The sequence below is a fragment of the Nostoc sp. genome, from assembly GCF_036919595.1.
Lineage (GTDB): Bacteria > Cyanobacteriota > Cyanobacteriia > Cyanobacteriales > Nostocaceae > Nostoc.
On the sequence record NZ_JBALCO010000173.1, the window covers coordinates 36,198 to 56,377 of the forward strand.

18 protein-coding genes and 1 pseudogene are annotated in these 20,180 nt (G+C 41.8%); 7 read left to right on the plus strand and 12 right to left on the minus strand.

Features of this window, described 5'->3' with window-relative positions; genetic code table 11:
- Positions 1-47 precede the first annotated feature (47 nt).
- A complete protein-coding gene (locus V7K21_RS26810) occupies positions 48-662 on the plus strand; it encodes an anti-sigma factor family protein (protein ID WP_335178605.1) in 615 nt (204 codons plus the stop codon).
- A 20-nt stretch (positions 663-682) separates the two neighbouring features.
- On the opposite strand, the gene V7K21_RS26815 is transcribed toward V7K21_RS26810, so the two are convergent.
- Positions 683-1,132 carry a gamma-glutamylcyclotransferase family protein gene (locus V7K21_RS26815; RefSeq protein ID WP_335178607.1) on the minus strand — a complete coding sequence of 150 codons (450 nt, stop codon included), beginning with the start codon at positions 1,130-1,132 and terminating at the stop codon, positions 683-685.
- A gap of 171 nt (positions 1,133-1,303) precedes the next feature.
- Between V7K21_RS26815 and leuS the strand changes: the two genes are divergently transcribed.
- Entirely contained in the window at positions 1,304-3,922 is a 2,619-nt protein-coding gene (gene leuS, locus V7K21_RS26820; RefSeq protein ID WP_335178609.1) for a leucine--tRNA ligase, read from the plus strand.
- 65 nt (positions 3,923-3,987) lie between these two features.
- On the opposite strand, the gene V7K21_RS26825 is transcribed toward leuS, so the two are convergent.
- Positions 3,988-4,536, minus strand: coding sequence for a hypothetical protein (locus V7K21_RS26825; protein ID WP_335178611.1), 549 nt, complete (start codon positions 4,534-4,536; stop codon positions 3,988-3,990).
- 139 nt (positions 4,537-4,675) lie between these two features.
- The gene (locus V7K21_RS26830; protein ID WP_335178613.1) at positions 4,676-5,035 is read right to left on the minus strand and encodes a hypothetical protein; all 360 of its coding nucleotides are present in this window, start codon (positions 5,033-5,035) and stop codon (positions 4,676-4,678) included.
- Between the two features lie 1,175 nt (positions 5,036-6,210).
- Between V7K21_RS26830 and V7K21_RS26835 the strand changes: the two genes are divergently transcribed.
- A complete protein-coding gene (locus V7K21_RS26835; protein ID WP_335178615.1) occupies positions 6,211-7,365 on the plus strand; it encodes a pyridoxal-phosphate-dependent aminotransferase family protein in 1,155 nt (384 codons plus the stop codon).
- A gap of 587 nt (positions 7,366-7,952) precedes the next feature.
- Here the strand turns inward: V7K21_RS26835 and V7K21_RS26840 are convergent.
- The 6 genes from V7K21_RS26840 to petM form a co-directional block, all read right to left on the minus strand.
- A complete protein-coding gene (locus V7K21_RS26840; protein WP_094352561.1) occupies positions 7,953-8,180 on the minus strand; it encodes a DUF2949 domain-containing protein in 228 nt (75 codons plus the stop codon).
- Positions 8,181-8,690: 510 nt separating this feature from the next.
- Positions 8,691-9,197, minus strand: a complete 507-nt coding sequence (locus V7K21_RS26845; protein ID WP_335178617.1) for a DUF192 domain-containing protein — start codon at positions 9,195-9,197, stop codon at positions 8,691-8,693.
- Between the two features lie 164 nt (positions 9,198-9,361).
- Complete coding sequence (nblR, locus tag V7K21_RS26850; RefSeq protein ID WP_335178618.1) at positions 9,362-10,048, minus strand: response regulator transcription factor NblR; 687 nt, start codon at positions 10,046-10,048, stop codon at positions 9,362-9,364.
- 319 nt (positions 10,049-10,367) lie between these two features.
- Entirely contained in the window at positions 10,368-11,285 is a 918-nt protein-coding gene (locus tag V7K21_RS26855; RefSeq protein ID WP_335178619.1) for an NAD(+) kinase, read from the minus strand.
- Positions 11,286-11,415: 130 nt separating this feature from the next.
- Positions 11,416-12,414, minus strand: coding sequence for an SDR family oxidoreductase (locus V7K21_RS26860; RefSeq protein ID WP_335178621.1), 999 nt, complete (start codon positions 12,412-12,414; stop codon positions 11,416-11,418).
- Between the two features lie 246 nt (positions 12,415-12,660).
- Positions 12,661-12,765, minus strand: a complete 105-nt coding sequence (gene petM, locus V7K21_RS26865; protein WP_298921292.1) for a cytochrome b6-f complex subunit PetM — start codon at positions 12,763-12,765, stop codon at positions 12,661-12,663.
- Between the two features lie 207 nt (positions 12,766-12,972).
- On the opposite strand from petM, the gene pdxA reads away from it, so the two are divergent.
- Together pdxA and V7K21_RS26875 are read left to right on the plus strand one after the other, a co-directional pair.
- Positions 12,973-14,067 carry a 4-hydroxythreonine-4-phosphate dehydrogenase PdxA gene (gene pdxA, locus V7K21_RS26870; protein ID WP_335178623.1) on the plus strand — a complete coding sequence of 365 codons (1,095 nt, stop codon included), beginning with the start codon at positions 12,973-12,975 and terminating at the stop codon, positions 14,065-14,067.
- 783 nt (positions 14,068-14,850) lie between these two features.
- Positions 14,851-15,333 carry a hypothetical protein gene (locus V7K21_RS26875; RefSeq protein WP_335178625.1) on the plus strand — a complete coding sequence of 161 codons (483 nt, stop codon included), beginning with the start codon at positions 14,851-14,853 and terminating at the stop codon, positions 15,331-15,333.
- 92 nt (positions 15,334-15,425) lie between these two features.
- Here the strand turns inward: V7K21_RS26875 and V7K21_RS26880 are convergent, their stop codons facing one another.
- A complete protein-coding gene (locus tag V7K21_RS26880; RefSeq protein WP_335178627.1) occupies positions 15,426-16,412 on the minus strand; it encodes a protein rep in 987 nt (328 codons plus the stop codon).
- Between the two features lie 148 nt (positions 16,413-16,560).
- The gene (locus tag V7K21_RS26885) at positions 16,561-17,280 is read right to left on the minus strand and encodes a response regulator transcription factor (protein ID WP_335178686.1); all 720 of its coding nucleotides are present in this window, start codon (positions 17,278-17,280) and stop codon (positions 16,561-16,563) included.
- Positions 17,281-17,908: 628 nt separating this feature from the next.
- Between V7K21_RS26885 and V7K21_RS26890 the strand changes: the two genes are divergently transcribed.
- Entirely contained in the window at positions 17,909-18,127 is a 219-nt protein-coding gene (locus tag V7K21_RS26890) for a hypothetical protein (RefSeq protein WP_335178629.1), read from the plus strand.
- A 290-nt stretch (positions 18,128-18,417) separates the two neighbouring features.
- A pseudogene (locus V7K21_RS26895) lies at positions 18,418-18,864 on the plus strand (rhodanese-like domain-containing protein); the annotation flags it as partial.
- 643 nt (positions 18,865-19,507) lie between these two features.
- Here the strand turns inward: V7K21_RS26895 and V7K21_RS26900 are convergent.
- The gene (locus V7K21_RS26900; RefSeq protein WP_335178631.1) at positions 19,508-20,137 is read right to left on the minus strand and encodes a ribonuclease H-like domain-containing protein; all 630 of its coding nucleotides are present in this window, start codon (positions 20,135-20,137) and stop codon (positions 19,508-19,510) included.
- Positions 20,138-20,180: the final 43 nt, after the last annotated feature.

Below are 20,180 nucleotides of genomic sequence, written 5' to 3' on the forward strand. Positions count from 1 at the left end.
GAATTTCCGTCCAGTTTACCCGTGTTTGAATTGGTAATAATGTTAAGATGACTACTGATTCTCAGTTTTACGACTGTTCTCCTTTGCAACTTCCTCAAGATTTGTCAGATGGAACGGCCAAGCATACCAATGAATCAACGGGTCTTATGGATATGGTGAAGCGCGATCGCTTCGAGTTATTGAGTGCTTATCTCGATGGTGAAGTCACAGCCCTAGAACGCAGGCAAGTAGAAGAATGGCTGGCAAATGATGCCTCAGTTCAATGCTTGTATGCCCGACTCTTAAAGCTGCGCCAAGGCTTGCGGACTCTCCCAGTGCCAGCAGCCCAACAGTCACCAGAAGCAACAGTTCAGCAAGTATTGACACGTTTGCGCCGCCGTTCCCGTTTAAACTGGATGGTGGGAGGTGCAGCCATTGCTGCTTGTGTAATCGGTGCAGTATCTGGCTTAGTATCTGGTGGTTCCAGTCCGCCGCAACTGGCACAACGACCAGAAATAGAACCGATACAAACGTCATCACCGTCTATGGCTCCACTTTCCCCACTGATGGTGGGACTAAATAACCCGGTAATTGAAATTCCTAAAGCAGCAGTAGCTTCTCCAGAAAATCCAATCTATCCGGTACAGCTGCAACGGCACGACTCTAAACAGGATATAAACTAATCGCATTAACAGTTCACAGATCATAACTGTGACTTTGCTGTTAAACCAGAGCCTGTCCACCAGCCGTAAGGTTGGAGGAATCCTCCTAATTCGTTAACTTGGTTTAGAGTCATCAAATAAACCCAAGCCCAACCTAGATAGAGCGACTGTGGCTGATAAACCTCGATAATTTGTCGATTATAGAGGTTTTCTGATGGTTGTCTAGTGGACTGGTAATTTTCCAGCATATCTAGCTCATTTAAAATCCTTGGGTTGGAAAAAGAAAGTAAATATCCGTAAACTTGGGTATTCCCTAGCGTCATTGCTGGGTAGCCCATTGGCAGAGCAAACAATTTACCTTGTACAAAAGCTCTTTTAACATCTATTATCTTGCCAGCACAGTATCTTTTATAGTTAGCTTCACCTGGTTTGAGCGTGCCGTAGACAAAAACCCGCATTAAATCGGAAAATTCTACATTTGATTCAACCATCTAAACCTTCATCAAATGACTATTGCTATACCTAAAACACTAGCAGTTCGGGCATAATCAGGCTGATGCTCAATTATATAAATCTGTGAGTAGTTGACCTACAATATAGGTTAACCTAGCAGGCTGACATAGCAGGTTAACCTAGACAGACCCAGTAGGAGAATTTTTTTGGTGGATTCCGGATATAACCCAGCAGCAATTGAGGAAAAATGGCAAAAAACATGGGTAGAATTTGGCTTAGAACAGACACCTACAGCTAGCAACAAGCCAAAATTTTACGCTTTATCCATGTTCCCTTATCCATCGGGCAGCCTACACATGGGTCACGTCCGTAATTATACGATTACCGATGTCATTGCCCGTCTCAAGCGAATGCAAGGCTATCGGGTAATACACCCAATGGGTTGGGATGCCTTTGGGTTGCCGGCAGAAAATGCCGCCATTGACCGTGGTGTGCCGCCAGCAAAGTGGACTTATCAAAATATTGCCCAGATGCGGCAGCAATTGCAGCGTCTTGGTTTATCCATCGACTGGGAATGTGAACTTGCTACCTGTTCACCGGATTATTACAAGTGGACGCAATGGATTTTCTTGCAGTTTTTGCAAGCTGGGTTAGCTTATCAAAAAGAAGCAGCAGTAAATTGGGACCCCATTGACCAAACTGTACTGGCAAATGAGCAAGTTGATAACGAAGGACGTTCTTGGCGCAGTGGGGCAATAGTTGAGCGCAAATTATTGCGGCAGTGGTTTTTTAAGATTACTGACTACGCCGAAGAATTGCTGAATGACTTAGATAAATTGACAGGTTGGCCGGAACGCGTCAAGTTGATGCAGGCAAACTGGATTGGTAAATCTACAGGCGCTTACTTAGAATTTCCGATTATTGGGATAGATGAAAAAATCGGCGTGTACACCACACGTCCAGATACCGTTTATGGTGTCAGCTACTTAGTGTTAGCACCAGAACATCCCTTAACAAAGCGCGTCACCACAAAAGAACAACAAGCGGCAGTAGAAGTCTTCATTAAAGAGGTTTCCAATCAAAGTGAGTTGGAACGGACTGCTGAAGACAAACCTAAGCGGGGTATCCCAACTGGTGGGGTGGCAATTAACCCGTTTACAGCAGAAGAAGTGCCCATTTGGATTGCTGACTATGTACTGTATGAGTATGGTACTGGGGCAGTCATGGGAGTACCAGCACACGATGTCCGGGATTTTAAGTTTGCCAAAAATTACGATTTGCCAATTGATTTTGTCATAGCTTCCCCAGATGATGTTGCAGGTTTTGACTTAAGTCCAACATCAGAGATAGATGAAATTACACAACTCATCCAAATTGAATATAACCAGGCATACACTGAACCAGGAATTTTAATTAATTCTGGGTCTTTTACTGGTATCGCTTCGGCAGATGCTAAAGAAGCCATAATTGAATACGCCGAACAACAAGGTTTTGGTAAAGTACGGGTGCAATATCGCTTGCGGGATTGGTTAATTTCGCGGCAGCGTTACTGGGGCGCACCAATACCTGTAATTCACTGTCCCAACTGTGGGATAGTGCCAGTGCCTGACAAAGATTTGCCAGTTCAGTTGCCAGAAGAGGTGGAATTTTCTGGACGTGGCGGTTCACCTTTAAGTCAGCTAGAAAGCTGGGTAAATGTGCCTTGTCCAACTTGTGGCACTCCAGCAAAGCGGGAAACTGACACGATGGATACTTTTATTGATTCCTCGTGGTATTTCTTGCGCTTCCCTGACGCTAAGAATGAACGACAGGTTTTTGATTCAAGTAAAATTAATGACTGGATGCCAGTAGATCAGTATGTAGGTGGGATTGAACACGCGATTTTACATTTGTTATATTCGCGATTTTTTACTAAAGTGTTGCGGGACAGAGGGTTACTGAACTTTGATGAACCCTTCCAACGCCTATTAACTCAAGGTATGGTACAGGGTTTAACTTACCTAAATCCCAACAAGGGCGGTAAAGATAAATGGATTCCTTCTAATCTAGTAAATTCAGCCGACCCTCGTGACCCTCAGACAGGCGAACCATTACAACGTCTCTATGCCACCATGTCTAAGTCAAAGGGCAATGGTGTAGCGCCAGAAGATGTAATTGCCAAATACGGTGTAGACACAGCGCGGATGTTCATCTTGTTCAAAGCGCCGCCAGAAAAAGACTTGGAATGGGATGAAGCCGATGTGGAAGGACAATTCCGCTTTTTAAATCGGGTTTGGCGTTTGGTGACAGATTATGTTGCGGCTGGGGTATCCGGTAAGCAAGCCCAATCTGATTTAACTAAGGCAGAAAAGGAATTACGGCGGGCGATTCACACGGCTGTTCAAGCGGTGACAGAAGATGTGGAAGGTGAATATCAATTCAACACAGCTATTTCAGAATTGATGAAGTTGAGTAATGCTTTAACGGATGCCAGCGGCAAAAATTCACCAATTTACGCAGAAGGTATTCAGAATTTGGTGCTATTGCTAGCACCCTTCGCACCACACATTGCTGATGAATTATGGCATTTATTGGGTAAAACTGATTCAGTTCATACTCAAACTTGGCCATCATTTGACCCAGCTGCTTTGGTAGCTGATGAAATCACTTTAGTGATTCAGATTAATGGTAAAACTCGCGGCACAATTCAAGTGCCAGCGCAAGCAGATAAGGCAGCGTTGGAGAAGTACGCTCGTGAATCAGAAGTTGCCCTGCGTAACCTTGAGGGTAAAGAGATTAAAAAGGTGATTGTGGTGCTTGGGAAGTTAGTGAATTTTGTAGTCAGCTAAGAGTAGAGGGAAGAGAACACGCTAGGCGTTCATGCTGACCAACCATTGCTAAATCACATCTGAATTCATAACTCTGTATTCCTATTTTTTAATGCCCGATTGCGATACCAAGCGGGGAAGCGTATCGTCATCAAGATGGCGATCGCAACCATGACTATGTGTAGAATCGTAGAAACGTTGAGTGGCAGCAGCCAACTGATCAATGCACTCAGCGCAAAGGTAATCCCCCAGGTCAGGGTAAGAATCTGATTCACGCGAATAAAAATAGGACTATTCCAATGTTCTTGAGTAACTTGCTCACGGGCATACTGAATCGTAAATGGGATACCCACCAGTAAGGAGCCAATCGCAATCACTGCCAAGGCACCGTCAGCAAAAAGTCCTGGATGTTGCGTAATGAAAGGATGCTGCAAGTAAACACCCACAACTAGAACGAAGGCAAAAAAGACAACCGTACACCAATCTAAAATGAAGCCTTTACGTAAATTTTCACGTCCAAGAATGAACGTCAGGACGAGTGCAATAATTGCCCCGTGGAGGATACCACTCTCCCCTCTGTTTGCCAACACAGAATAAATGATCCAGGGTAAGAACCCTAAGATAACTCTTTTCATCGTGTTTGTTCTTCCTAATGCCTGAGCAATAGACTTTGTATATTGAAAGAGTGGCAGACCGAATTTGCTCTATCCCGACATCTCCCAACAATCTGCTAAACGTTAGTCTTAGACGGAGAGTACACATTGCTAAATCATACTAAATCATATCTTGCCCGTTTCGTACAAGTGGTACTAAATCGATTTCTAAATCAATTTTGCGACCATTGCCTTTGCGGTTATCGTAAGGATTTAAATCGTGTTTAGCGTTATGGTCATTAAGTCTGTAGAATTTCTTTAATTGTGGCAGGCTTGCTACCTGTGAGACATTGGATAGCAGTCTGATTAATATACCACAGGCTTTTTCGGTACTGTTGTTATTGTGCATTTCCAGAGCGTATATGGCGCGTCTTGCTAGTTTATCTGCTCTGCCTGGATGAGTCTTATAGGAATTACTTTTTAATTCTTCTGTAGGGATGTTAAAGCCATAAAACATTTGTTGCAAGAAGTATTGTAACAAATGTTTCTTTCTGTGGTATGTGTGTATTTTAGAACATCTATATGATCGTCCAGAGAGTAGGACTATTTTATTTATACACGAAAAAGCGCTTGAGAGTTTTGCTCACTCAAGCGCTTCTCCGTAAAAGCTTATACCAACTCACTTGTTTGATGCAACATTTGAAATCTGCAACACTTCCTTGACAGGGAGTATTGCGGGGATAACTTGTGACAAACATCTGGTGAAATGGTATCACTCCTTGCACTAACTAAGAATATCTCTTTTGCAAGAAAACCGGGGATCTAGTGAGTGACAGTTTATGAACTGACACTAGTTAAAAACGACTCACTATGAATGGTAACTAACAAGACTAAGCACAACTGTAGCAATTTTGTAAGTATAGTATAAAAACTTATAGTTTCTTAGCGTAGGCGTAGTCCGCCGTAGCCATCGCCTACCACTGAGTGCCGATTCACAATGTGCAGGAATTAGTAGCATAAATATCTCAACTTCAGCGGCAAATGAATCGTTATAAAGTAAATTAGAGAAGGCTTGGATATTAGCATCGAAGCGATTTAGACTCAAATAAATCGTCACCTCCTCTATACATGTAGGTATTCTTTAGAGAATGGCAATCCAATAACAAATCTTCGACCCAAGCAGATTGAAAAGTTTGGGTTAGGTATCTTCTATCTCTTCGCAAACGGTAACATCCTAGTCTTCCGCATAGTGTAAGAGGTTACTTCCTTGGTTGAAGCAAAACATAGCTTTTTCACCGGCAATTCCCGCAATATTCAAAACGATTTTGCGTGTTTCAATAAAAACAACAGAGGCGGATTATAGGTAATATTTAAGAATTTCTCATACCTGTGCCTAAAATTGTAAAAGTCTAGATAGACGCTTCACGCTTGGCTAAAATAGCCACTCCCCTACGAGCAGACGACTTAACCTGGCATCTAGGTGTGTGGTAAAATTGCCTGGAACAGAGGTTTCATCTGAGTTGGAGTCTCATATAAATTGCAAAGGTCAAACTTACCGAGCAATAACTCCCACGATACTTTTCCTATGGATTCGGAAAATATACAACAAGACTGGTGACAAACTGAGTGTAATTTGTAAAAAAATATCTAGAATTTGCTACCAGACTGAACCAACTTCACACAATTTTGACTTCTATTTAACTTTAGGATAGACACATGAACGATAAGCTGATGCTGATGATTCCTGGCCCAACCCCGGTGCCAGAAGCTGCCTTACTGGCATTAGCCAAGCATCCGATTGGGCACCGCACCAGTGAATTTAGCAACATATTGGCAGAGGTGACGGAAAACCTCAAGTGGCTGCACCAAACTCAAAGTGATGTGCTGACGCTGAATGTCAGCGGTACTGGTGCTGTAGAAGCTGGAATAATTAATTTCCTCTCTCCAGGCGATCGCATTTTAGTTGGCTCTAATGGTAAATTTGGCGAACGTTGGGTAGAAATTGGTCAAGCCTACGGTTTAAATGTAGAAGAAGTTAAAGTGGAATGGGGAAAACCCTTAGATCCAAAGGTATTTGCTGAAAAACTCCAAGCAGATACCCAAAAGCAAATTAAAGCTGTGATTATTACCCACAGCGAAACCTCGACGGGTGTGTTGAATGATTTAGAAACCATCAACCGTTACGTCAAAGAACATGGTGAAGCTTTAATTATCGTTGATGCCGTGACTAGTTTGGGTGCGTTCAATCTACCTGTGGATGCTTGGGGTTTGGATATAGTAGCCTCTGGTTCCCAAAAAGGTTATATGATTCCGCCAGGATTGGGTTTTGTCTCTGTTAGTCCCAAGGCTTGGGAAGCTTACAAAACTGCGAAGCTACCAAAATATTACTTGGACTTAGGCAAATATCGCAAAGCCACAGCCAAAAATACAACTCCATTTACTCCGCCTGTGAACTTGATTGTAGCGTTACACACCACGTTACGAATCATGAAAGAGGAAGGCTTGGAGTCAATATTTGCTCGACACGAACGGCTCAAAAATGCTACCCGCGCCGCCATTCAAGGGTTAAATTTACCCTTGTTGGCAGCAGATAGTTCCGCTAGTCCGGCGATTACGGCTGTAGCACCACAAGGAATTGAGCCGGATAAAATTCGGTCATTGATGAAAAAGCGCTTTGATATTGCCCTAGCAGGCGGTCAAGACCATTTGACTAACAAAATTTTCCGCATTGGTCACTTGGGTTTTGTGAGCGATCGCGATATCCTTAGCTGTATAGCATCCTTAGAAGTTACCCTAAGAGAACTTGGTTACGAAGACTTCACCCCTGGATCTGGTATAGCTGCAGCAGTTAGAGTGTTTAGTCAGTCCTGAGTACTAAGCACTAAATCAAAAGAGCGAGTTAAATTATCAAATCGCTCTTTTGATTTGGCTGTAAATGAGTAGAAACCGCCACAGTGAATAGACCTATATATCAACTTTTACACAAGGTAAAGTTGATCTGACAAGCTTCAATTTTCCTAGATGATACCAACTTGCCCTAGATAGTATTATTTACTCCGGAGACAGTCGCACAGCGTATTTGACACTAAACAATACTAACTTTGGTAACTTAGTATAATCCTAAAATTGGCATAAATAGCATTGTTTGAGATTCCGGTAACAGCCTTTTGGTAGAGACTTATAATCCCTGACGCCCGATAGCACAGGGTTAGCTAGTCCGCAGGCGTCTGACTCGCTCTAAGCGTTGGCGCAGCCTCTCGTAGAGAAGGCTTTACGCTAAATTATGCGCTAGCGTAAAGCCTTCTCTCAAGGGAGACGCTAGCGCCTGCCGTAAGATACCCGAACGCAAGAGCGTCTCCTATCTTGAGAAGGGCTGTAGGGAGAAAACTGCGCTGCTTTACCAAAATCCAAAATTCAAAATCCAAAATCCAAAATCCAAAATCCAAAATTGGTATGATCTACGCTGTCTCTAGCCAATCATAAATTTGTTCTAACTGCTCTAGAGTAATTAACCCATACTGCCAAAGAATCATTGTCAAAGGGCCTGGATCTTGCTCCCGATGCCGAAGCGCCACCGCTAGCGATGCTGTGGAAATTGCCAAATCTTCTTGCAAGAAATGAATAAGTCGAGAATATTTTGATGGTGACATTTGTATCTCACCTCCTTGTGCAGAATGTATTGTCATATAATCAGTTCACCATTGCTCGGTAGCCAGTAGCCAATATTTCATCTGTCACTGTGCCGTTATCGGCTATACACCCCAACACAGTTATTTAATCTGCCTTAAAGAAAGGCTTTTCATACAGGATCTGAGAAATAGAAATTTCCGTACAAATAATCTGCTCGATTTTCAAGCAGTATTTTTACTTAGTTAAATTCACTCAATCTTGTTTACTTTTATGCTTTATTTAATTACACATGTAGTAACAAAGATTCCATAGCCTATATTCTCTTATTGGCGACTATTTACATTTACGCCGAAGGGAATATTTTTGCAACCAAACCTTAAAACTGCGATTTGAGCTTGGAGGCAGTAGAATTTTACATTATTATCACAGTTTTTAAATAGTAGCGTTACAGATGACTTTTGTACCACAATACGTGACAATTTTTACAAAAAAAACATATATTTCGATAGTATAGGCTCTGAACAGAGCAACCACCAAAATCTTTATCCTCACAAAGCTCCAGAGTTTCAAAACTCAATTTTGACAAGATCGCCCGCTTTCAACTTCAATTCGGCAGCTCTTCCAGAGCGAAGTTCAATCACCTTATCGATTGGTGTATTGGGGCCATAGGTAGGACAAGGCTCACTTGCACAAGGAGGTGCAGCTGCCTGAATATATTTAACTACACCCTTATGTAGAAATACCATGTCCAAAGCCACAGGTACATTCTTCATCCAGAAACTAACTGGTTGTGCTGAAGGAAACCCAAACAGCATTCCTCGGTTATCTGGCAAAGCTGGTCGATACATCAATCCCTTCGCTTGCTGTTCTGACGTCTGTGCCACTTCTAGCTGAATCGTTGTGCCATTAGGAACAATGGCTTTTGCAGAAATTGGTAGTGTTTGACCTAAACTCTCTGGTGCTGGAGTTTGAGAACCAGACGTGAGGGTAGGAGGTTTAGCTGTTGTGGGCACAGAACAGCCGATCAGAAAAATACTCAGTAACATCGAGAGCAAACCTAGCCAACGAGTCATAATTCTTTTTGATTTTGTAATTTAGATTTCAATTTTACTAGTGTTGTAGGCAGAAACCGTTGGGTTGGGAGGCAGCGGCCCCCAAATGTATATTCCCAGTCTCAGACTGGGAATGCGGCAACGAATCTCCTTGTTAAAGATAGGCAAACTTCCACCACAGTGTACTAGGATTCTCTTAAAACATACCCTACGCCTCGCACTGTTTGAATAAGGCGCTTTTGACCTTCATCTTCAATTTTTAGGCGCAAGTAGCGGATGTACACTTCAATTACATTCGACTCACCTAGAAAGTCGTAACCCCAAACATTTTCTAAAATTTGTTCACGGGTTAACACCTCACGGGGATGTTCCATTAAGAATTTTAATAATTCAAATTCCTTCATTGTCAAGTCAATTGCCCGTCCGCTGTGTATGGCACGGCGAGTTGCGATGTCTAAAATCAGATCCCCAAAGCGTAATTGCTCCGTGGTATCCAAATCAGGTTTTAAGTAGAGGCGAATTAACTTTAAAAAGTCTTCTGAGCGGTATGGCTTGAGGATATAATCATCGGCTCCAGCTTCTAGACAAGCTACACGATCATCGACTGTATCCCTTGCCATTAAAATCAATACAGGCGATCGCATACCAGTGCTTCTCAGATTTTTGCACAATGAGAGTCCTGATTCACCTGCTAGCATCCGGTCTAAGACAATTAAAGCAGGCTGGCGATCGTGGTAGTGTTGCAAACCACTCGTCGCATCATGAGCCAAAATTGATTCATAGCCGGCTTCTTGCAAATCGCAAGAAAGCTGATTTGCTAGGCTCTCATCGGTTTCAATCACTAAAACACAGGGACTTTGAGCAACTGTCATAACAATTTGGGATATTGGATTTGGGATTGTAAAGATATTCCAGTGAAAATCTTTACATAAGTTAGAAGTGCAATTACGAGTTTGTAGTGATGGAGCAATCCTGATTTGACACGTGGCTAAGGATCTTTTAGCACGTTCAAGTGACAGCCATCGAATTCTCGGATGCAATCTTAATAACTAACTCCAAATACCATCTCCATACCAGTAATTCTGGAAGGAAATCAGCAAATTGAGCATAGGTCATGGCAGCAGAGGAACAGAGGAAAGAATTTTTTGTTTGCTTCCTCGCTTCTTCAACAATACCCTGCTTGGTCAAGAACTAAGGTAATTCTACGGAAGTTGGTTTAGCGATATGTGGCAAACCCCAACCTAATTTTTCTCGTAAAATTCGGAAAAACTCAGGCGGTTGCAGGCGAATAAATCTGGCACTATATTGCGATCGCTCCATATATACTCTATCTTCTGGTAGTACATAGCATCCCCCATTACCATCCACCACCATCACCAGTCGAGCAATATTAACTGGATAGATGTTGACAGATTCAGTATCTGGAAATACCAATGCTCTAGAAGCTAGGGAATGGGGACAAATGGGTACTAGCTGTAAAGCAGGTATGCCAGGAGTCACCACTGGGCCACCAGCACTTAATGAGTAAGCTGTAGAACCAGTAGGCGTAGAAACAATCACACCATCCGCCGCAATATCTACTGGCGCATGACGCCCTATGGCAATTTCAAAATGGCACATAGAGGTCAAAGGTTCCCGATGCAGCACCATTTCATTCAAGCAAAGGGCTTCCCATAGCACTGAATCTCCCCGAAACACTTTGACGGTGAGCATGGCTCGTTCTTCAATTTCATACTCACCCGCCATCAACTGTTCTAGTGCTTGGGGCAATTGATTCAGGAAACTTTCCGTCAAAAATCCCATGTGGCCGGTATTCACTGTTAGTAGTGGAATACCACAGGGAGCTACCTGACGAGACGCTGCTAAAACAGTGCCGTCTCCCCCTAATACCACTGCAAACTCCATATCTGAGTCAAAACCAGGGGGTGTCAGACCGTCAATGGGGGTGTGGCATACAGGACTATCTGGGTTAGAGTAGCCCAGTATGCCACCGATACTCGATGTCACACATACATTCCAACCGGCTGCGGTTAGCTTGTCTTTCAACTCGATAGCGACACGACTCGCTATCGGTTTAACGTCATTGTAGATAATGCCTGCTTTCGGCACACTCAAATATCCAAGTTTAGGCGATGCTCTGTATTATGTAATCCTTACACATTTTTGACCATGTAGTCATTAATCTAGAGTCAAATATCCAGAGTCTAGAGTTTTACGACTAATGTCTGTTTTGTAATGACTATTGACTATTGACTTTTGAAGACTGTTTAAAAGGAGTTTTTTTAGGTTTCTGCTTTTTGGTTTTATTTTTCTGGTAGTCTAACTCTTTGAGCTTTTTCATTATTCGGCTGAAGTACTCTTGTAGATAGCTTTCTAGGGTTGTGGTTTGTTGCTGATCTAAACCAAAAACTGTGTATACTTCATCCATTGGAGCATTTAACTCTTTACCACTAGCCAACACTTCTGTAAACGCTAGCCTATCTGCTACGTTCCATCCCCACTGAAAGAACCGCATTAAGCCCCGCACAGTACGCAGCAAGTTTGTTGGCATCCGGGTTACTCTGGCATCTTTTCCAGATAAGCGTTCGCACAGGTTGATGATTTCCTCTGCACTCCATGCACGAGTACCGACTACAGGAAAAGCTTGGTTTTCCGTTTCTGGCACGCTCAATGCTCGAATAGCAAACTTAGCAATGTCCTGAGTGTCCATATAGGCGATGGGAGAAGAATTACCTGTCACCCAAACTGGCTGTGCTTCCAAAATCGGAATCCCATACTGACTGATTAATCCTTGCATGAACCCAGCTAGCCGCAAGATAGTGTAATTCAAGCCAGACTCAGCCAGGAAGAGTTCTGTACACCGCTTAATTTCCATTAGCGGCACTTCTGGGTATTTATCAGCATCTAAAATCGAAAAGAAGATAAAACGCTCTACACCCGCTGCTTTTGCAGCCTGAATCAATGCTACTTTGCCGTCCCAGTCCACTTGTTTGATACTCAGTGAATCTGTAGGGCGAGATGTTGACGCATCAATAACTTGGGTTACACCTTCTAATGCTTCCGTTAGGCTTTCGGGGTAACGCAAATTTCCCGGTACGAGTTCTGCACCCCATTCTTTGAGAAAAGCTGCTTTTTTACTGCTCCGAACAAGACAGCGTACTTTATATCCCTCATCGATTGCACGACGAGCCACTTGTCTTCCTAAGGTGCCAGTGGCACCGACAATTAATAATGTCATGAGGGTTGTAATAAATTTTAATGTTTTATGAAAAGAATGTTATCAGAATAACCTATGCAAACAAAAGTTTACATCTTTTCTCAGAAAATCAATTTATTTGGAAAAACTTATGGGAAAACGGCTGTCCGGTAAACGGACAAGCTTTTTTCCCAGTTAGCGAAAAGTATGAACGCTAGCTTGAGGCGAACAGAACTTTCTAAAGCAGAGGAAAACCTTTTTCCTCTCAATAGCCGATTCCCGTAGGGATTATTCTTCTGTGCCCTGAATTTTCAGTAACAATGCGCCTAAGCCCCAGCCCACGAAGATTAAACTGAAGGACAATAGAGCTCCATCCAAAATTTCGCCGCCCATTGGTGTGATTCTCCTTATGCAAAGTGGTGTGTAAACTAGGTCTACCAGAAGCTTTTCAATAGTTGCTGTAGGATTAGACCTGTGTAAATAATTTTAAACTAGTTTAGCAGGTAATCCCTACTGGTTTAGGGGGTAATCCCTACTGTTGGTAAAGAGGGAGATGGGGAAATTGGGGAAAGTTGATGATAATAATTATGAAGAGATTTTATGTATCAAAATAATCAAGATAATTTAGTAAATTTTTGCAAAGAGAATCGTCCGCGTTTGGTGCTGACGCTGGGAGATCCGGCGGGGATTGGGCCGGAGGTGATTTTGAAAGCTTTAGCAGATCCGGAAATTAGTAAAAAATATGACGTTACAGTGGCGGGTAACCGGAATTTGCTGGCACAGACTTATCACAGACTGAATTTAACTGAGAATTTAGCAGCTTTGGCAAATCCAGACGAGTTGTCAGTCAGTGATGTGCAGTTTGATCGGGAAATTAAAAGTGAAATTATCACTGGAATAGGTAATGCAGCAAGTGGTGCAGCTAGTTTTGCCTATATGGAATATGCGATCGCTCAAACACTCGCTGGTAAATTTGATGGTATTGTCACCGGACCGATCGCTAAATCGGCTTGGAAAGCCGCAGGCTATAATTATCCAGGGCAAACGGAACTTTTGGCACAAAAATCAGGTGTTGACCGTTTTGGGATGTTATTTGTGGCGCGATCGCCACATACTAATTGGACACTCCGCGCAATACTAGCCACCACACATATTCCTCTACGTCAAGTAGCTGAGACATTGACACCGCAGTTGTTGACACAAAAACTGGATTTGCTGGTGGAGTGTTTGGAGAAAGATTTTGGTATAGATAGAGGAAGAATTGCGATCGCGGGTTTGAATCCCCACAGTGGTGAACAGGGACAATTGGGACATGAAGAACAAGATTGGTTAATTCCCTGGTTGGAGCAAGAGCGGGAAAAGCGACCACAATTACAGCTAGATGGGCCGATACCGCCAGATACGATGTGGGTTAAACCTGGTCAAGCTTGGTATGGAAATTCTTTAGTACAAAATCCGGCTGATGCTTATTTGGCACTTTACCACGACCAAGGCTTAATTCCTGTGAAGCTGATGGCGTTTGAGCGGGCAGTTAATACTTCTATTGGTCTTCCTTTCGTTCGGACTTCACCAGATCACGGAACAGCGTTTGATATTGCGGGTAAGGGAATTGCTGATGCTACGAGTATGAAAGCAGCAATACATTTAGCGGCTGAGTTGGTTAGTAAAAGATTGGCTAACAAAAATGAGGAATGATGATATGACAGTTTGCAGTTGAGTCAAATATAGACCTAACCCCCAGCCCCTTCCCTTGTAGGGAAGGGGAGTAAGATTCAAAGCCTCTCTGCTTTTAGGAGAGAGGTCAAAGTGTATTGCATACAAACGAAATACGCTATATCACGAAGTAGTAATTAAAAGTCTTTAAGTATTGAGTTGTTTTCTGACCATTGAATATCAGGAAATATTCTTCCCCGACAACTGTACAAGTAGGCTTTGGCTCACTCATTGTTGTTTTTTACCATCTATTTTGAGATTTTATAACTTTATCATTGAAGCTATTTACTAGCTTCAAGTAAAGGTAATTTCTAAATACCAGTTATCTGTTTTTCAGGCGACTGGTATTTTTTTTTGTTTTTTGGGTTAGAGAAAGGATAGGCTTACGCCTAAAAATTCTGAAATATATATTTATATACACGCTTAATTGCAGGACTTTTTTTAATTTTTCAAAGTGAAAATAGATGAAGAGTTGTACTCTACTTGTCGTGGTGTCAACACGCCTTTAAATATTTTTTCTTAAACACTTCGTGTGAAATAACTTTTAATCTCTCCAAATGAAAATAGATGAAGAGTTGTACTCCACTTGTCGTGGTGTCAACACGCCTTTAAATATTTTTTCTTAAACACTTCGCGTTATAGAAAGATTAAATCGGCTAACGCCGATAGTAATGAGGAAATCTAGTTATTTACTCCTTGAGTAGATAGAAATTCCTTTTTTTGTTCATTTAGAGTTGAAAACTTTTTTCTTTTTAGGAGTTAATTATGAATTTTGATACCATTGGATACATTCGTCGTGATCTTCAAAGTCTTCATGACTGGTGTCCTTATCAATCTAAGATGAAGTCAATGTCTTCTAGTCGGATTGCTTTTGATCGAACTCACAAATGGTTTGGATACGAGGTAATACTACTAAAGCCTAATGCGAAGATTAATCCAGGCAATTGGGATGAGAGGGTTAATCGACTTGGCAATCGCATTCTTCCAGGATGGAATTGTGCCTTACTTTGCCATTATCGTCCAGGTGGTGGTATGACAGAACACTGTGACCACTCAGTTTTTGAACCTCTGGTAGCATTAGTCAATATTGGACGTGCTACTTTCCGCATTGATAATCAGGAATATCACCTTGAAGATGGTCAGGTTATCCGGTTTGACTCTAGTATTCTCCATGAACTACTTCCGGTTGTATCTGAACGCTGGTCTTTGAGTTTCCGAACGATTAAACCACAGTATTTACAGTTCTAAATTCCTGTAATCTTTTGACTGTAAGGATTACGTGACTGCGGTTGCATCGCTGATGTCACTCTATATTCGTGACTGCGGTTGCATCGCTGATGTCACTCTATATTAAATCTTTGTAACTTGCGCTCCCATCGGAAATACAAACTTTCCCCATCCACCTCATCTGTCTCTTCACTTTCATTAATGAGGTCTTGGTTTTTCTCTTCTAATTCCCGCATATACTGCCTAAGTATACCCCCAACAGCGATCGCTCTAGTTTTATGCAGTTGACGGGTTAACTCTAGAAACCATTCTCTATCACCCACAAAATCTGACTCTTTCACCTGATACTTGAGAATTTCTGGGATAAGTAGTGAAGGGTTATGATGCTTTGCGATCGCGCTAGTATGAATAATTGGCTGGTAATCAATTCGTAAGCACTGCTGCCACAATGCTACCCATTTGGCATAAGAAAGATAGCCATGACTGAAATACGAAGGCGGCACCATTGCCAAAATATGTAAATGGGGGTGTGCCGAGACTCCATCTCTACCTTTGGTGACTTCTGTGGACTTTACCCAACCTTTCGCAGGCCATGCTTTCAATTCAGTGAATCGCTTAAAAGCTTTATTTATCGAATCCAAGTTTTCCCTAAGTTCCTCAATCTGGCAATTCTTTACAGTCAAGGTGACAAATAGCCAACGGTAGTTGGGGTAATCAGTTACAACCTGTGGGAGAATTTTGTAAGCCCTTGCTTTCCACATCAGCGATCGCCGCCACTGACAAACTGGACAGTGACGAACCCTACAGAATCGGGCATCTAATAGCTTTAACTTGAGAATACCTTCCGATTCGTCCGGCACTAATTGAAATTCCAGCAACTCGGAACACATTCTCATCCGCCAAGCATACTGTTGAAAATAATCTTCGTCTGCTTTGGCGTAAAAATGCAAGAGTTTATCAGTATTAGCTCTGTGCTTGTCCCAAATTTTACCTATAGGCGAAACTTCGGTTAAGCTCTGTATATTTGGATTTTGTTGGAACTTATCTTGAGACGATATATTAAAAGCAATAAAGTTACTGTCTGAGGCTTGAGCAGACACGAAATTACTAAATCAGTTTGGATCAACGTCCCAATTTAACGCAAGTTATCCGGTCAAGCCTCAGTAAAAGTATTTAAGTAAGCAATAAGATTAATGCTGACTTATCTGAGTCGTTCATTATTATGAAGTACTCCCGAAATCAGAAAGATCAGGAATCAGCATTTTCGTCGGGCGCTTCAAACTTGTAACCATAGCCCCGTACAGTTTTAATAAACTCCGGTATGCTGGCATCGACTTCCATCTTCTTACGAAGTTGACCAATATGCACATCAACCACTCGTCCATCTCCTATGTAGTCGCAACCCCAGATTTTTTGGATTAGCTGTGGACGACTCCAAGCCTGATTAGGATGACTTGCCAAAAAATGTAAGATATTAAATTCCAGCGCTGTTAAAGCGAGAGGTTTATCGTTAAGTGTTACCTCCCGACCCTCTGGGTTAATTGCTAGCTGCTTGAAGAGAATACGTTGTGTTGGGGAGGGGTTGATGTAGCGTATCCGCCTTAAAAGAGCTTCTACTCTAACTTCAACTTCCGCAAGACTAAATGGTTTAGTCATGAAATCATCAGCACCTGCGCTCAAGATTTTAATTTTATCAGCCTCGTCAGTCCTACTAGTCAGTATTAGCACTAAAACATTAGTACGACTCTGCATTTCTTGGCAGAGGCTATAACCATTAACATCCGGTAAATTCCAATCCAGAATTACTAAAGTTGGATTGAATTGCTCAAACAACGACAAAGCAGTCTTACCATCTGCTGCCGACTCTATTTGATATTTCCGACTTAAAAAACGATAGACAAGATTTCGGACACCGAAGTCGTCATCAACGATCAGAATTTTGGGATTAGTCTCAGAAACCATAACCATAATGCTGCCTATTGTGGATTGGGCGATTTGCTGTTGTGCCAGTTTTGCTTGAGGTGTTTCTGTTAAGAATGTATTCACGCGTGTCTATGCTGAGAACTATCGCTACTGTAGTACTTGTGTACAATTAGTTTTCCATAAGTATGAAAACTTCAATCATGTAATGCTTATAGAATATATAATTATTGGCTGATTTTTGTAAAATTTTTAATTTATATTGTATAATATAAAACTTTTATAATAAAAATGAGTATAATTGAAGACCATCTCCATAACCGCAAAAAGTCAAGAGAAATAATAAACGCCACAGCAACTGTTACAACTTTGGAACAGTAATGCACTACCTGATTAATTAGGTATCTACAAAGGCTCACAAACAAAGCTCTAAGCCAACCTAGATCCTAAACTCCTATTTTCCCAAATGTACTCTAGGCAACAGGTATGTCTTCTTGAAGAGGGTCTACGAAAATTTACTCAGCGTGCATTTACATGTAGCTACCCTCTTAAGCATATAGTATACTACAAGTTTCAGCATCAAACTACGACAAGTCTTGGACTGGTGGCAAGCTAAGGGTGATTTTGCCAGTTTTGCCAAAATTTTTGCAAGCTCTTAATCTGGCGAAGGGGAGTCTTGCAGATAGGAATTGCGACCTTACCTGATTGGGAACCACCAAAAAGTGGTGCTTTTGCATTAAACCTGCATTGCGTTGCCGTCCATGCATATAGCGCTGCTTGTATAACTCGAACAGTGCAGCAAGAGATTGAAAAGATTTTATTGTTAGCGATCGCAGATATTGAAAAAGTCAAAAAATACTATAGTAATGATTGGATATTTTTAATTTTAAACTAAGATTTTCTCGTTATGTATAGATTATAGGAAATTTAAATAAATTTAAATTTGGCTGTATTATTCAATATCATCAACATCAAATTTAAAGATATTTAATTAACTTCATATAAAACATTGTCTTGTCATATGTAGTCTTAAATGGCTTTATTGGCAATTGATTAATTGGTAGAAATTATTAAAATTACCACTCTATCTGAGGAGATAGTTTGAAAATATTCATCCCAGAGAAAGAGCAATTAAATATGCTTAGTCCATTAAATTGCTATTAATATCGTCAGTAAGGAATAATTATGACTAACAATTTAGCAGGCGGCATCATTCCCCCACAGCCACCAATAGAATCACAATCTGAAGCTCATGTCTTAAAGACTCGTCTAGAATGGGGCGAACCAGCTTTTACAATACTGGATGTGCGCGATCGCAACACCTTCAATGAAGGTCACATTATGGGAGCGATGCCGATGCCAGTAGATGGATTAGTAGAGCGGGCAGTAGCTTCTTTGGCTAAGAGCCGGGATATTTACGTTTACGGAGCTAATGAAGAAGAAACTGCCCAAGCCGCACAACAACTGCGTTCTAATGGATTTGAGCATGTCTCTCAACTCAAAGGTGGTCTTGCCGCGTGGAAGGAGATCGGTGGCCCAACTGAAGGCATTGTCGAATCAACAACTCCTCTAGGTGCAGATGACTACAATGTGGTAGATCGGCTAAAAAATCACCAAGAGAATCTGCAAAAGGGAGGCACTAGCCCGACAGAAGCTATTAAAAGGGGAGCCAGTAATTTAAAGGAAAGCATTCAAGAGGGAGCCAGTAATTTAAAGGAAAGCATTCAAGAGGGAGCCAGTAACCTAAAAGAAGGCATTGAAGAGAAAGCCAGTGAGGCTAAGGAGAAAGCCAGTGACGTCAAAGAAGGCATTCAAGAGAAAGCCAGTGAGGCTAAGGAGAAAGCCGGTGACGTAAAGCAAGACATTCAACAGAAAGCCGGTGATGTGAAGCAAGACATTCAACAGAAAACCGATGATGTGAAGTAAGACATTAGCGAATCTAGAACTTTTACAGCTTCAGATGATTCCAATATTGGCTCTTATGCATAAAATAACTTAGCAAATCAGTAATAGACTTCTTGCAAAATCTCAATTTCTCGTGAGGAAATAAGTCAGAATTCACAGAGAACTCTGAGCCGCGGCTTTTGCCATTCCCCGTACCCTTACGAGGAAGCAAGCTACGTAATAGCGTGCAGGAGAACAACTTGCCGTTCGCCCTTGGCGTTGACTATAACAAAAGGCATGTGATAAGTTGAAGAGTCAGGAGACAAAATGTTCTGCCTCCAGAGGCTTGTCCTCCAGAAATATAACTTTTGCAAGAGGTTTACTGTTTGATTCAGTGTTCAAACAAATCCTTGAATTGTAACAAATCTAAAGAAACAATTGTTGGTAGAAATTCAAAACATTCTTGAGCAATTTCCCAACGTTCTTCTCGTTTGAGCATTTCTGTTAACTTCTGCTGCACACTAAGTAAGTAGCGCACATCATTGGCAGCGTAACTCAGTTGAGATTCAGATAAACTGGCAGCGTTACCCCAATCAGAACTTTGAGAGCTTTTATCCAGTTCCACTTTTTCTAACTCTTGCACCACATCTTTAAGTCCGTGGCGATTTGTGTAAGTACGGGCTAACTTACTAGCAATTTTGGTGCAAAAAACAGGCTGAACCTGAATCCCCAGATTGGCTCGTAAAGTTGCAAGGTCAAAGCGAGCAAAGTGAAACACTTTTACAACATTTGCCGCTTCCAAGAGTTTTTTTAAGTTTGGAGCGTCAGCTTGTCCTTTGGCTATGCGAATTGCAGTCACTTTTCCTTCTAGATTGCACAGTTGGACAAGACACAAGCGATCGCGTTGCGGCAATAATCCCATTGTTTCTGTATCAACTGCGATCGCTGTAGATTCTAAATACTGTCTAAGGGCTGCGTCACTGAGGTCGCGATCGCTCACCTGAAAATCTTGTAATGTCATAAATTGTTCAAAAATAATTGCAGTGTCCAATAGATAGAAGTCT

Coding starts and splice junctions, on each gene's coding strand:
- V7K21_RS26840 (WP_094352561.1), bottom strand. CDS start 8,180: ATGACAATACATTCTGCACAAGGAGGTGAGATACAAATGTCACCATCA.
- V7K21_RS26825 (WP_335178611.1), bottom strand. CDS start 4,536: ATGAAAAGAGTTATCTTAGGGTTCTTACCCTGGATCATTTATTCTGTG.
- V7K21_RS26875 (WP_335178625.1), top strand. CDS start 14,851: ATGAATTTTGATACCATTGGATACATTCGTCGTGATCTTCAAAGTCTT.
- petM (WP_298921292.1), bottom strand. CDS start 12,765: ATGGGCGGCGAAATTTTGGATGGAGCTCTATTGTCCTTCAGTTTAATC.
- V7K21_RS26900 (WP_335178631.1), bottom strand. CDS start 20,137: ATGACATTACAAGATTTTCAGGTGAGCGATCGCGACCTCAGTGACGCA.
- V7K21_RS26845 (WP_335178617.1), bottom strand. CDS start 9,197: ATGACTCGTTGGCTAGGTTTGCTCTCGATGTTACTGAGTATTTTTCTG.
- pdxA (WP_335178623.1), top strand. CDS start 12,973: ATGTATCAAAATAATCAAGATAATTTAGTAAATTTTTGCAAAGAGAAT.
- V7K21_RS26885 (WP_335178686.1), bottom strand. CDS start 17,280: ATGGTTATGGTTTCTGAGACTAATCCCAAAATTCTGATCGTTGATGAC.
- V7K21_RS26810 (WP_335178605.1), top strand. CDS start 48: ATGACTACTGATTCTCAGTTTTACGACTGTTCTCCTTTGCAACTTCCT.
- V7K21_RS26860 (WP_335178621.1), bottom strand. CDS start 12,414: ATGACATTATTAATTGTCGGTGCCACTGGCACCTTAGGAAGACAAGTG.
- nblR (WP_335178618.1), bottom strand. CDS start 10,048: ATGACAGTTGCTCAAAGTCCCTGTGTTTTAGTGATTGAAACCGATGAG.
- V7K21_RS26815 (WP_335178607.1), bottom strand. CDS start 1,132: ATGGTTGAATCAAATGTAGAATTTTCCGATTTAATGCGGGTTTTTGTC.
- V7K21_RS26835 (WP_335178615.1), top strand. CDS start 6,211: ATGAACGATAAGCTGATGCTGATGATTCCTGGCCCAACCCCGGTGCCA.